7 protein-coding genes, 21 tRNA genes and 2 rRNA genes are annotated in these 11,873 nt (G+C 45.0%); 2 read left to right on the top strand and 28 right to left on the bottom strand.

Annotated elements, in window-relative coordinates; translation table 11 throughout:
* Positions 1–95: 95 nt before the first annotated feature.
* The gene (locus tag KXD37_RS00150; protein ID WP_024122606.1) at positions 96–815 is read left to right on the top strand and encodes a yteA family sporulation protein; all 720 of its coding nucleotides are present in this window, start codon (positions 96–98) and stop codon (positions 813–815) included.
* Between the two features lie 153 nt (positions 816–968).
* Positions 969–1,436, top strand: coding sequence for a TspO/MBR family protein (locus tag KXD37_RS00145; RefSeq protein WP_106020319.1), 468 nt, complete (start codon positions 969–971; stop codon positions 1,434–1,436).
* Between the two features lie 30 nt (positions 1,437–1,466).
* Here the strand turns inward: KXD37_RS00145 and glgP are convergent, their stop codons facing one another.
* The 28 genes from glgP to KXD37_RS00005 all read right to left on the bottom strand — a co-directional run.
* Entirely contained in the window at positions 1,467–3,863 is a 2,397-nt protein-coding gene (gene glgP, locus KXD37_RS00140; RefSeq protein WP_151174465.1) for a glycogen phosphorylase GlgP, read from the bottom strand.
* Positions 3,850–5,304: a glycogen synthase GlgA gene (gene glgA / locus KXD37_RS00135; RefSeq protein ID WP_188323246.1), complete on the bottom strand. Its 1,455-nt coding sequence runs from the start codon at positions 5,302–5,304 to the stop codon at positions 3,850–3,852. The genes glgP and glgA overlap by 14 nt, the downstream gene beginning before the upstream one ends.
* Positions 5,301–6,332 carry a glucose-1-phosphate adenylyltransferase subunit GlgD gene (gene glgD, locus KXD37_RS00130; RefSeq protein WP_263462947.1) on the bottom strand — a complete coding sequence of 344 codons (1,032 nt, stop codon included), beginning with the start codon at positions 6,330–6,332 and terminating at the stop codon, positions 5,301–5,303. Before glgD ends, glgA begins: the two co-directional genes overlap by 4 nt.
* A 24-nt stretch (positions 6,333–6,356) precedes the next feature.
* The gene (locus KXD37_RS00125; RefSeq protein WP_024122609.1) at positions 6,357–7,499 is read right to left on the bottom strand and encodes a glucose-1-phosphate adenylyltransferase; all 1,143 of its coding nucleotides are present in this window, start codon (positions 7,497–7,499) and stop codon (positions 6,357–6,359) included.
* Positions 7,496–9,379, bottom strand: a complete 1,884-nt coding sequence (gene glgB, locus KXD37_RS00120; protein WP_151174468.1) for a 1,4-alpha-glucan branching enzyme — start codon at positions 9,377–9,379, stop codon at positions 7,496–7,498. The genes KXD37_RS00125 and glgB overlap by 4 nt, the downstream gene beginning before the upstream one ends.
* 237 nt (positions 9,380–9,616) lie before the next feature.
* Positions 9,617–9,688: transfer RNA gene (locus KXD37_RS00115), tRNA-Glu, on the bottom strand.
* A 4-nt stretch (positions 9,689–9,692) separates the two neighbouring features.
* Positions 9,693–9,783: transfer RNA gene (locus tag KXD37_RS00110), tRNA-Ser, on the bottom strand.
* Positions 9,784–9,786: 3 nt separating this feature from the next.
* Positions 9,787–9,861: transfer RNA gene (locus KXD37_RS00105), tRNA-Asn, on the bottom strand.
* A gap of 17 nt (positions 9,862–9,878) precedes the next feature.
* A tRNA-Ile gene (locus KXD37_RS00100) sits at positions 9,879–9,955 on the bottom strand.
* 15 nt (positions 9,956–9,970) lie between these two features.
* Positions 9,971–10,044, bottom strand: a tRNA-Gly gene (locus tag KXD37_RS00095).
* Between the two features lie 7 nt (positions 10,045–10,051).
* Positions 10,052–10,127: transfer RNA gene (locus KXD37_RS00090), tRNA-His, on the bottom strand.
* A gap of 21 nt (positions 10,128–10,148) precedes the next feature.
* Positions 10,149–10,224, bottom strand: a tRNA-Phe gene (locus tag KXD37_RS00085).
* Positions 10,225–10,236: 12 nt separating this feature from the next.
* A tRNA-Asp gene (locus KXD37_RS00080) sits at positions 10,237–10,313 on the bottom strand.
* A 54-nt stretch (positions 10,314–10,367) separates the two neighbouring features.
* Positions 10,368–10,444, bottom strand: a tRNA-Met gene (locus KXD37_RS00075).
* A 24-nt stretch (positions 10,445–10,468) separates the two neighbouring features.
* Positions 10,469–10,561, bottom strand: a tRNA-Ser gene (locus tag KXD37_RS00070).
* A gap of 6 nt (positions 10,562–10,567) precedes the next feature.
* Positions 10,568–10,644 (bottom strand) — tRNA-Ile (locus tag KXD37_RS00065).
* A gap of 2 nt (positions 10,645–10,646) precedes the next feature.
* Positions 10,647–10,723 (bottom strand) — tRNA-Met (locus KXD37_RS00060).
* Positions 10,724–10,744: 21 nt separating this feature from the next.
* Positions 10,745–10,817: transfer RNA gene (locus tag KXD37_RS00055), tRNA-Ala, on the bottom strand.
* Between the two features lie 5 nt (positions 10,818–10,822).
* Positions 10,823–10,899 (bottom strand) — tRNA-Pro (locus KXD37_RS00050).
* A gap of 15 nt (positions 10,900–10,914) precedes the next feature.
* Positions 10,915–10,991: transfer RNA gene (locus KXD37_RS00045), tRNA-Arg, on the bottom strand.
* Positions 10,992–11,000: 9 nt separating this feature from the next.
* Positions 11,001–11,086 (bottom strand) — tRNA-Leu (locus KXD37_RS00040).
* Positions 11,087–11,100: 14 nt separating this feature from the next.
* A tRNA-Gly gene (locus KXD37_RS00035) sits at positions 11,101–11,175 on the bottom strand.
* 5 nt (positions 11,176–11,180) lie between these two features.
* Positions 11,181–11,267, bottom strand: a tRNA-Leu gene (locus KXD37_RS00030).
* 10 nt (positions 11,268–11,277) lie between these two features.
* Positions 11,278–11,353 (bottom strand) — tRNA-Lys (locus tag KXD37_RS00025).
* A gap of 37 nt (positions 11,354–11,390) precedes the next feature.
* A tRNA-Thr gene (locus KXD37_RS00020) sits at positions 11,391–11,466 on the bottom strand.
* 31 nt (positions 11,467–11,497) lie between these two features.
* Positions 11,498–11,573: transfer RNA gene (locus KXD37_RS00015), tRNA-Val, on the bottom strand.
* 22 nt (positions 11,574–11,595) lie between these two features.
* A 5S ribosomal RNA gene (gene rrf, locus KXD37_RS00010) occupies positions 11,596–11,711 on the bottom strand.
* A gap of 53 nt (positions 11,712–11,764) precedes the next feature.
* Positions 11,765–11,873: ribosomal RNA gene (locus KXD37_RS00005) — 23S ribosomal RNA — on the bottom strand; the annotation flags it as partial.

The following is an 11,873-nucleotide window of genomic DNA, read 5'->3' as shown; positions in this document are numbered from 1 at the left end:
AAATCTCCTATATTCCTCCACAAGGGATTTATGAAAGTTCTCAGGCGATCTGTCCATACTAAAGGTATGCATTACAGAGAAACGAGGCGATCATATTGCTTACAAACGAACAGCTTCAGCATTTAAAAAAGGAACTTGAACAAACGAAAGAAGATATATTGAACCGCTTCAAAGACAATGACCATTTTCAGCTCAATTCCGCTTTTCCATATGATTCGTGGGGTGAGCTTTCTGCTTATGACAATCACCCAGGCGATCAGGCGACAGAGCTTTATGAGCGCGAAAAAGACATTGCTCTTGATTTGCATGAACGGGAGCATCTCCGTGACATTGAGCATTCATTGAAGGCGATAGAAAACGGCACGTACGGGATTTGTGAGGTCAGCGGAAAGGAAATTCCTTATGAACGCCTAGAAGCGCTTCCGACTGCTACAACGCTCGCGGAATATTCATCACAGGATGTTGTTTCCAAAGACCGTCCGATCGAAGAAGAAACACCCTTCGGGCAATTTGAATTTGACGATGATGAAGAAATCAGAGCGCCTTACGACAGTGAAGATTCCTACCAGGACGTTGAAAAATACGGAAACTCAGAAACACCGCAAGACATGGAAAATCCGCCGCTCAGCTATGATGATATGACGATGAATGCCGAAGAAAATATCGGCAATACAGAATCATATGAGAATTTCATTGCCACAGATATTACAGGCAAAGAAATTACAGTGTATCCAAGCAGGGCACATGAACGTTATGAGGAAGAGCTGGATGAAGAAGGCATCATGACGACGTTTGGCGATCTCCATGCAGATTGAACCCCCAGGCAAAGGGGGTTCTCTTTTGTGTTTTCATAAATGACCGCATTACAGCGGCTCTCTACATTATCTCTCCCGCATATCAGGGGTTTGATCTATCCAAGATAAAGGGTAAACCTACATGTAAAATAAATACATACCGGAGGGAAATATATGAAAAAGATGTTCGGCGCAATCGTAGTTTTTATCATTACATACGCACTGTTTTCAGCCGCAGACTTTCTATTTCCGATCGACCAAAGTTGGTATCATTCACTGAAAAAGCCAGACTGGACGCCAAGCGGGTCAACGATCGGCATCATCTGGGCCGTCCTGTTTGCACTGATTTCTCTTTCAGCTGCCATTGTTTTTGCCAAATGTTCATTTAAAAAAGCCAAAAGCTTTTGGCTGGCGTTTTTGATCAATTATGTGCTTAATCAGGCATTCAGTTATTTTCAGTTTACGCAAAAGAATCTCCTTGCCGCATCCATTGACTGCCTGCTTGTCGCCATAACAGCGCTGGTTGTAATCATCATTGCAAAAGTATACAGCAGGGCCGCAAGCTGGCTTCTTGTGCCTTATTTTTTATGGAGTGCCTTTGCAACTGTCTTATCCTTTACGATCTATTCAATGAATCTTTGAACAAAAAAAGCCGCTCAAACAGCGGCTTTTTTACATCATCGGCTTAATTCTCCAAATGTGTTTCGCATATTCGTGAATCGTCCGGTCGCTTGAAAAATAACCTGAATGGGCAATGTTTAAAATCGAACGCTTTGACCACTTTCGCCGATCTTGATAATCGGCTTGAATACGCTCCTGGGCATCCGCGTATGAACTGAAATCCTTCAATACAAAATACTCGTCATTATGCGGCAGCAGCGAATCATAGATGGATTCAAATTCATCGGCTTCACCTTCAAAAAAACCGTTGATCAGCTGATCTGCTACCTGCCTGATTCTGCGGTCATGCTGATAATACTCCCTTGATCTGTAGCCTCCGTTTTCCTGGTAGGAAAGAACGTCATCCGCTTTCAAACCAAAAGTGTAAACACAATCAGCTCCGACCCGTTGCAGCATTTCAATATTCGCCCCGTCATGCGTGCCGATTGTCAGCGCGCCATTCATCATAAACTTCATATTTCCTGTACCGGACGCTTCCTTGCTTGCAGTCGAAATTTGTTCACTTACATCTGATGCCGGAAAAATCTGCTCCGCCATAGAGACCCTGTAATTTTCTAAAAAAACGACCTTGAGCAGCTGCCTCACCGCCGGGTCATAATTTACTTTCTCCGCAACGGAATGAATCAGTTTAATAATTTTCTTCGCGTAATGATAGCTTGGTGAAGCCTTTGCTCCGAAAATAAAGGTTTGCGGATAAATAGAAAATCCCGAATCCTCCTTCAGGCGGTTATACAAATACATAATATGAAGAACATTCAGCAGCTGCCGTTTATACGCATGAAGCCGTTTCACCTGTACGTCAAATATGCTGTCCGGATTTACAGCCACTCCGGCCGTGCAAAAAATCAGATCAGCAAGCTCTTGCTTTTTTCTGCTTTTGTTGTTTTGGAACTGCTCAATAAAAGCGGGATCAGTAGCGTATGGTTCCAGCCGAATCAAGGATTCAGGCTGTTTTATCCATTCATCGCCTATCGCATCCGTTATCATCGCAGACAAGCCGGGATTGGCTTTTAACAGCCAGCGCCTATGGGCAATTCCATTTGTTTTATTGTTAAACCGATTCGGAAACATCAAATGAAAATGACGCATCTCTCGTTCCTTTAGAATGTCGGAATGAATTTTGGCAACTCCGTTTACACTGTAGCTTCCCACTATTGCGAGATGAGCCATTTTGACAACTCCGTGCGCCGTAATCGCCATATCCTCTATCCTTTTCCAGTCACCGGGATACTTCTCCCAAACCGCTCTGCAAAACCTCTCATTAATCTCTTCAATAATCATATACATTCGTGGGAGCAACGGCTTAAATAAATGAATCGGCCATTTTTCAAGCGCTTCTGACAGTGTCGTATGATTCGTATAGGAAATTGTATGTACCGTGATATGCCAGGCATCTTCCCAGCTCATGTTTTCTTCATCAAGCAAAATCCGCATCAGTTCAGGCACAGCAAGTGCAGGATGGGTGTCATTAATATGAATGCTTACTTTTTTATGCAGACCATATAATGATTGATTCGTTTTGCGGTAATTGTTCACAATGCTTTTTAAACTTGCACATACTAAAAAATACTGCTGCTTCAGCCGTAATATCTTACCCTCGTCATGCGTGTCATCAGGGTATAAAAATTCAGATACAGCTTCTGTTTCCCGTTTATAAGACAAAATATTGCCGCCATGATAATGCGCATAAGGTTCGGCGTTCCAAAGTCTTAATGTGTTGACTGTGCCCGTATCGTATCCGATGATCGGGATATCATAAGGAACGGCGGTAATGATTGTTGCTTGCTCATGACGAAAATGCAGACGGCCGTTTTTTTCAGTCATATGCACCTCGCCCCAAAACGGCACGTCAACCGCTTGATCAGCATTTCTTACTTCCCACACATTTCCGTTTTTCAGCCATTGCTCAGGCAGCTCAACCTGATGCCCGTCAACAATTTTTTGTTCAAATAAACCATGCTTATAGCGAATCCCCATCCCATGCCCAGGCAAGTTTAACGAAGCCAGAGAATCTAAGAAACAAGCTGCCAATCGCCCCAGACCTCCATTCCCAAGCCCTGCATCACTCTCCATATAAAGGATCTCGTCTAAACTGATGCCGATCTCTTTCAGACCCGCTTCCACTACATCCCGAATACCGAGATTCATTAAATTTTGTTCAAGGAGCTGTCCGAGAAGAAATTCAATCGACAAATAGTATGTCTGCTTTCCGGAATTGGACCTGCTTCTTTCATTTGTCTGGATCCAATCAGCGCTGATGTACTCTCTGATCATATTGCCTAAGGTTTTATATTGATCAAGCCTGGAAGAGTCCTTAAAGCTTTTCCCGCACGTCATTTCCAGACGCTTTAAAAATAAGGCTACAAAGCGTTCTTTACTCGAGAACATCCCGTCCACTCCTTGTCACATGCTCGAAAATGCGCTGATACTGTTTGGCTGATTGTTTCCAGCTGTAATCTGCATTCATTGCGGTCTTCATGATGCTCTTCCATACATCCTTTTGGCGATAAAACGACAGCGCCCTCTCGATCGTAAATTTCAGATCGTGAGCATTAAAGGCTGAGAACGTAAAACCGTTGCCTGTGCCCTCTTCCTCCCGGTAGGAACGGACAGTGTCATAGAGCCCGCCTGTTTCTCTGACAATCGGAATAGCGCCATATTGAAGCGCGATCATCTGCCCCAGGCCGCACGGCTCAAATTTCGACGGCATCAGAAACAAATCCGAGCCCGCATAAATCTGATGGGCAAGCGGCTCATCAAACCCAATATACGCCCTGCATTTATCGTGAAATGCAAATTCAATGTACCGGAAGTAGTCCTCAAATTCCCGTTCCCCCGTACCGAGCACAATCAGCTGTATGTCTCTCTCCTCCAGCAGCTCGTGCATCATTCTCTTAACAAGATCAAGCCCCTTCTGTTTGGTCAGCCTTGTTACCATACTGATCAGCGGAATATCTTTTCGTTCCGGAAGGCCCATCCGCCGCTGGAGCTTCGTTTTATTTTCTTCCTTTAAATCAAGACGTTCAGGATCGTAATGCATCTCAATATACGGATCGCTCTCTGTCTGATAGAAAGAGTCATCAATACCGTTTAAGATCCCTGTTAAATCTTTTTCTCTATGCTGCAAAACTGGCTCAAGCTGCTCGCCGTAATACGGCGTTAAGATTTCATTTCTATAAGTCGGGCTCACCGTTGTTACATGATCAGCAGCGAGAATCCCTGCTTTCATAAAATTAACAAATCCATTGCATTCTAATCTCTCATAATGAAAATGACTCATGTCCAGACCGAGCAAGTCATGTGTCACCTCAGGCGGGAATATACCTTGAAACTGCAAGTTATGGATCGTGAGCACACTTTTCATCTGCTTATAAAAAGGGCGCTTGCTGTATTCCTCTTTCAACAAGTAATTGACCATCGCTGTATGCCAGTCATGAGTATGAATGATATCGGCTTGAAAACTCACTGCTTCTGCCGCTTCCAGCGCAGCTCTTGAAAAATAAGCAAACCGCTCCCCATCGTCAAAATGCCCGTACAGGGAATCCCTTGAGAAATAATATTTATTGTCGATAAAATAATAATTCACACCATCTTCAGCCAAATGTTCAATCCCGCAATATTGCTGACGCCAGCCAACAGCAACCGTACATTCAGCTGTTTTCTTCATACGCTTTTTCCAAGGATCAGGAATTTGACTGTATTTCGGCATGATCACCGCTACGTCGTTCCCAAGACGAGAAAGCACTTTGGGCAGCGCGCCGGCCACATCGGCCAGGCCTCCTGATTTTACAAACGGGATACATTCTGAGACAGCAAATAACACCTTCAAGAATTCATCAGCTCTCCTTGCACCAAACCTTTTTTTAATACGAGCGGCTGCTCCTCCGTTCCCGCAGCTTCAGTTGTATTGCCGATTTTGACATCTTTATCAGCAATCACCTGCTCCAGCAAACAATCCTCACCAATCTGCGTTTTTTGCATAATAATGCAGTTTTTCAGTTTTGTGCCTTTCCCGACATGCACCGCCCTGAACAAAATGCAGTTTTCGATCTCTCCCTCAAGCACACAGCCGTTTGCCACTAAAGAATTTCTAACAGTGCTGTTCTTCCCGTATTTCGTGGGGGGCTCATCCTTCACTTTTGTATAAATCGGCTGCTGAGGCAAAAACACCTGCTGCCAAAAACGCGGCTGAATAAGCTCCATACTGTGGGTATAATACTTTTCTACAGAATCAATAACAGCTGTATACCCCGAATATTCATATGGGCAGATGGTCAATGCGGAGGCTTCCTTTTCAACAACCTCCTGAATGGTTCTGTATCCTTTTTCAATATGTCCGTAGATCAGATCCTTCAAGAGTTTAGAAGACATGATATAGATTTGCAGCGACTGACCGTCCTGAAAGACCTCGGTAATGTCACAGCCCGCCTCCTGATGTCTTTTCAGCACGTATTGAAATTGAATGTTGCACACAGTATGGCTGTTGGTGATGACGGCATATTGCTGTGTGCTTCTATGAAAGTAATCAAGATGATCAGAAAACTGGCGAAATGAACCGAATTCATTATACTCATCATGCAAATGCGGTGACGGAAAAAAAAAGAGGCCGTCCTTTTTTCGGTGCAAATCCCATTCCTTCCCTGCTCCAAGATGATCCATAAGAGACCGGTAGCGATATTTCGGAAAAATCGCCACACTCCTAATGTCCGCATTCACCATATTGGACAGCATAAAATCTATCAAACGGTATCTGCCAGCAAAAGGAATCGCACCAAGCGACCGCTGTGCGGTTAAATCCTGAAGAGAATGCTTATATGTGGTTTCATCTATAACACCTAACATTTGATTATTGATCAACTGATTCTGCCTCCTCTTCAGTCATTAAATCAATTCTTTCTCTACAAATTCCTCCGAAACAAGCAGTACCTCCTGAATGTCTTTTTCAGATTTAATCACTGCGCCATCCGGAAGCACTAAGCCCTTGGGCACGATAGCATTCTCAATCACGACATGCTCACCGATTGTCACATCCGGCATAATCACTGAACGCTTGACCGTTGCGTGCTTACCGACGGTGACACCTTGAAATAGAACGGAGTGAGACACATTCCCATAAACAACACACCCCTCATTCACAAGTGAGTCATGAACCTGCGCCTCAGGCGAAATAAATTGCGGAGGCTGATTCGGATTGACAGAGTAAATCTTCCAATTGCGTTCAAACAGCCTTAGCTCAGACTGGTCTTTCAGCAAATCCATATTGGCTTCCCATAAGCTCTGCACCGTGCCGACATCCTTCCAATATCCTTTAAACGGATAAGCGGAAAGCTTCTTTTTCTCCTCCAAAAGCAAAGGAATGATGTCTTTGCCGAAGTCATGGCTTGAATACGGATTCCGGTCATCCATCTCAAGGTATTGCTTCAAGAGCGGCCAATTGAAAATATAAATACCCATGGATGCCAAATTGCTCTTTGGAAATTTAGGCTTTTCATCAAAATGTGTGATTATCCCGTCTTCATTTGTCTTCATGATGCCGAATCGGCTCGCTTCTTCCCATCCTACTTCAATCACGGAGATGGTCACATCCGCTTTCTTTTCAATATGAAAATCAAGCATTTTGCCGTAGTCCATTTTATAAATGTGATCGCCTGATAAGATCAGCACATACTCAGGATCGTACTGGTTCAGGTAATTGAGATTTTCATAAATTGCGCTTGCCGTCCCTTTATACCATTTCACTTCGGATGACTCGGCATAAGGAGGCAATACCGTAACGCCGCCATTGTGCCTGTCAAGATCCCATGCACTGCCAATGCCAATATAGGAATTCAGCTCCAGCGGCTGATATTGCGTTAAGATGCCTACTGTGTCTATGCCTGAATTCGAACAGTTGCTGAGCGTAAAATCAATAATCCTGTATTTTCCCCCAAAAGATACGGCCGGTTTTGCCATGTTTTTTGTTAATCCGCTGAGACGGCTGCCCTTCCCGCCGGCAAGGAGCATAGCCACACATTGTTTTTTCATTCATTTATCTCTCCTCTTTTTTTCACCGCCCGCATAATCGAAATGCCATAAGGGGGGATTGTCATTGTGATATAGCACGGTTTGTGATGAACAGCTCCAGCTTTGGCTGCCAACGGCTTTTTATTCAATTGACCTGAGCCCCCATATTTTTCATTATCACTGTTCAACACTTCGATATATTGGGTAAGAAAGGGAACGCCAACATCGTATTGATGATAGACCGAGGGTGTAAAATTACATAAGATGATAAGCGCCTCACCGTGCCTTCTGCCATACCGAATAAAAGAAAAGATTGATTGCTCCTCATTGTGGACATCAATCCATTCAAATGATTGAGCACGATGGTCATTTTCATAAAGGATTTTGCTTTTTTGATAAAGGCGGAGAAGATCTTGAGTAAAAACACTTGCTTTTTGATGCATGGGGAAGGAGTTCAAAAACCAATCAAGCTGCTCTGTATCTTTCCATTCATCGAATTGGGCAAATTCTGATCCCATAAAAATGAGTTTTTTTCCGGGATGAGCCGTCATATAACCGAGTAAAAGCCGATATTGGGCAAATTTCTGCCAATAGTCGCCAGACATTTTATGAAGAAGTGATTTTTTTCCATAGACGACTTCGTCATGAGAAAATGGCAATACAAAATGTTCACTAAACGCATAAAGCAAGGAAAAAGACACAAGCTGATGGCAGTGCCGCCTTTGTTCAGCAGGCGTCTCCATATATTTCAGCACATCATTCATCCAGCCCATATTCCATTTAAAATGAAAGCCGAGTCCCCCTTCCTCAACAGAACCTGTTACTTGAGGCCATTCGGTGGAATCTTCCGCTATCATCATGACATGCGGATATGCCTCCCGCATTGTTTGATTTAGCTTTTTTAAAAATTCAACTGCATAGAGATTCGTATGGCGTTCATCCTGATTTGGCCAATACAGCATATTAGCCACGGCATCGACCCTAAAACCATCTATATGATAGAATTCCGCCCAGTACAACGCATTAGAAATTAAAAAACTATGAACTTCCGGTTTTCCTAAATCAAAGTTAGCGGTGCCCCACAGCCAGTTCTCCCTGTCACGCTCTTTTTGATATTCGTAAAGCGGCGCTCCATCAAACATATAAAGCCCATGCGAATCTTTACAAAAATGTCCGGGGACCCAATCAAGTATGACGCCGATGTTTGCCTGATGGCATTCATCAACAAACCTCATCAAATCATGAGGCGTGCCAAATCGGCTTGTCGGGCTGTAATACCCCGTTGCTTGATAACCCCAAGAGCGATCATAAGGATGTTCATAAACGGGCAGCAGCTCGATATGGGTAAATCCCTGCTCTTTGATATAAGGAATAAGAAACTGGCCTAATTCTTCATAGGAGTAAAGCGTGCCATCGGGATGCTTCTTCCATGAACCAAGATGAAGCTCATAAATAAAAACCGGCTTTTCATATATCGTTTTAGCTTTTTGCTTCTTCTGCCACTTTTGATCATTCCAGCTGTACCCTGCAAGATCGTAAGTAAGAGACGCCGTATTCGGTCTTACTTCTGAATAAAAAGCATACGGGTCTGCCTTCAGCATGGTCTCTCCGCTATTTGTCACGATTTCATACTTATATCGTTCCTTTTCTTTCAAACCTGGAACAAATAACGTCCAAATGCCATGATCATTAACTTTCTGCATAACATGAAGCTCACCTGACCAGCTGTTAAAATCTCCAGCCACTCGAACTTCTGACGCATGAGGCGCCCACACACAAAATTCATACCCGCTTTGGCCATTCAGCTCGCGATAATGCGAGCCAAACAGCTGATAGCTTTTAAACAGACTGCCTTCGTGAAAAAGATAAACATCATGTGCTGTTGGGCTGGCAGCGGCCATGTAATCATCCTTTCTGACATCATAGTTTTCATTTATATTATTTATTCGTAGAAATAAAAAAAAGCCCTTTCTAGAAAGCGCTTATATTTATTGACATAAAACTTCATTTTCTGAAGAAAAACAAAAGATATGGAGTTTTTTGTTGTAAATTTGATATAGAATAAAAAACAAAATCAGACGCATATCATATAGTTTTAGAAAACAAAAAAACCTTGCAGGATATGCAAGGTTTCAGGATGACCCGTACGGGATTCGAACCCGTGTTACCGCCGTGAAAGGGCGGTGTCTTAACCGCTTGACCAACGGGCCGTCATGGCGGAGAAGGAGGGATTTGAACCCTCGCGCCGCTTACACGACCTACACCCTTAGCAGGGGCGCCTCTTCAGCCACTTGAGTACTTCTCCATATGGCTCCACAGGCAGGATTCGAACCTGCGACCGATCGGTTAACAGCCGATAGCTCTACCACTGAGCTACTGTGGAACGTAAAAGTCATGGTATGGTGGGCCTGAATGGACTCGAACCATCGACCTCACGCTTATCAGGCGTGCGCTCTAACCAGCTGAGCTACAGGCCCATGACGATATAGAAATGGAGCGGGTGATGGGAATCGAACCCACGACATCAGCTTGGAAGGCTGAGGTTTTACCACTAAACTACACCCGCAATTTTTTGGGGCGATTGATGGGAATCGAACCCACGAATGCCAGAGCCACAATCTGGTGCGTTAACCACTTCGCCACAACCGCCAAAATATATATATTTGTAAATGGTGGCTCGGGACGGAATCGAACCGCCGACACACGGATTTTCAGTCCGTTGCTCTACCAACTGAGCTACCGAGCCTTATTATTTAAATGGCGGTCCGGACGGGACTCGAACCCGCGACCTCCTGCGTGACAGGCAGGCATTCTAACCAACTGAACTACCGGACCATTTTAATTAGTTGCACCCATCGGGCGCTCCTTATTTAAAAGGATATATTTGTTTGGTTGCGGGGGCAGGATTTGAACCTGCGACCTTCGGGTTATGAGCCCGACGAGCTACCGAACTGCTCCACCCCGCGATGATAAAAATGCAAGAATATATATGGCGGAGGAAGAGGGATTCGAACCCCCGCGGGCTTTGACACCCCTGTCGGTTTTCAAGACCGATCCCTTCAGCCAGACTTGGGTATTCCTCCGTATTGTGGTGGACCTTGTAGGACTCGAACCTACGACCGGACGGTTATGAGCCGTCTGCTCTAACCAACTGAGCTAAAGGTCCTTTGGTAGCGGCGGAGGGGATCGAACCCCCGACCTCACGGGTATGAACCGTACGCTCTAGCCAGCTGAGCTACACCGCCAAATCATATATTGAAATCAAGTGGAGCCTAGCGGGATCGAACCGCTGACCTCCTGCGTGCAAAGCAGGCGCTCTCCCAGCTGAGCTAAGGCCCCAAGAATGGTCGGGAAGACAGGATTCGAACCTGCGACCCCATGGTCCCAAACCATGTGCTCTACCAAGCTGAGCTACTTCCCGATTTCATGTAGATCATGGCGCGCCCGAGAGGAGTCGAACCCCTAACCTTTTGATCCGTAGTCAAACGCTCTATCCAATTGAGCTACGGGCGCAAATTATAATGCCGAGGGCCGGACTTGAACCGGCACGGTAGTCACCTACCGCAGGATTTTAAGTCCTGTGTGTCTGCCAATTCCACCACCCCGGCGTGGATGGTATAGTTGGAGCGGAAGACGGGATTCGAACCCGCGACCCCCACCTTGGCAAGGTGGTGTTCTACCACTGAACTACTTCCGCAGAAATGGTGCGGATGAAGGGACTTGAACCCCCACGTCTGTAAAGACACTAGAGCCTGATTCTAGCGCGTCTGCCAATTCCGCCACATCCGCAACATATAAATGGTGAGCCATGAAGGACTCGAACCTTCGACCCTCTGATTAAAAGTCAGATGCTCTACCAACTGAGCTAATGGCTCTTCTTACAAGAGACTTGAATATTATATCATATAAAAGTGGTGCCGGCAAGAGGACTTGAACCCCCAACCTACTGATTACAAGTCAGTTGCTCTACCAATTGAGCTACACCGGCTCATATGTAAACATATTATGTATAGTAAGAATGGTGGAGGATGACGGGCTCGAACCGCCGACCCTCTGCTTGTAAGGCAGATGCTCTCCCAGCTGAGCTAATCCTCCATAATTGCACTAACGTGCAATTGCTTGGCGGCGTCCTACTCTCACAGGGGGAAACCCCCGACTACCATCGGCGCTGAAGAGCTTAACTTCCGTGTTCGGCATGGGAACGGGTGTGACCTCTTCGCTATCGCCACCAAACAATTGAGAGTGTTCTCTCAAAACTAGATAACAGGTGTGACATCATTAGAAATTAGGTTAAGTCCTCGATCGATTAGTATCTGTCAGCTCCATGTGTCGCCACACTTCCACCTCAGACCTATCAACCTGATCATCTTTCAGGGATCTTACTTCCTTGCGGAA

This window comes from Bacillus sp. XT-2, assembly GCF_025696525.1.
Taxonomy (GTDB): Bacteria; Bacillota; Bacilli; order Bacillales; family Bacillaceae; genus Bacillus; species Bacillus halotolerans.
Note: the sequence above shows the minus strand (reverse complement) of the source record. Positions and strands in the feature narration are given on the sequence as shown.

Coding starts and splice junctions, on each gene's coding strand:
- KXD37_RS00145 (WP_106020319.1), top strand. CDS start 969: ATGAAAAAGATGTTCGGCGCAATCGTAGTTTTTATCATTACATACGCA.
- glgP (WP_151174465.1), bottom strand. CDS start 3,863: ATGTTCTCGAGTAAAGAACGCTTTGTAGCCTTATTTTTAAAGCGTCTG.
- KXD37_RS00125 (WP_024122609.1), bottom strand. CDS start 7,499: ATGAAAAAACAATGTGTGGCTATGCTCCTTGCCGGCGGGAAGGGCAGC.
- glgB (WP_151174468.1), bottom strand. CDS start 9,379: ATGGCCGCTGCCAGCCCAACAGCACATGATGTTTATCTTTTTCACGAA.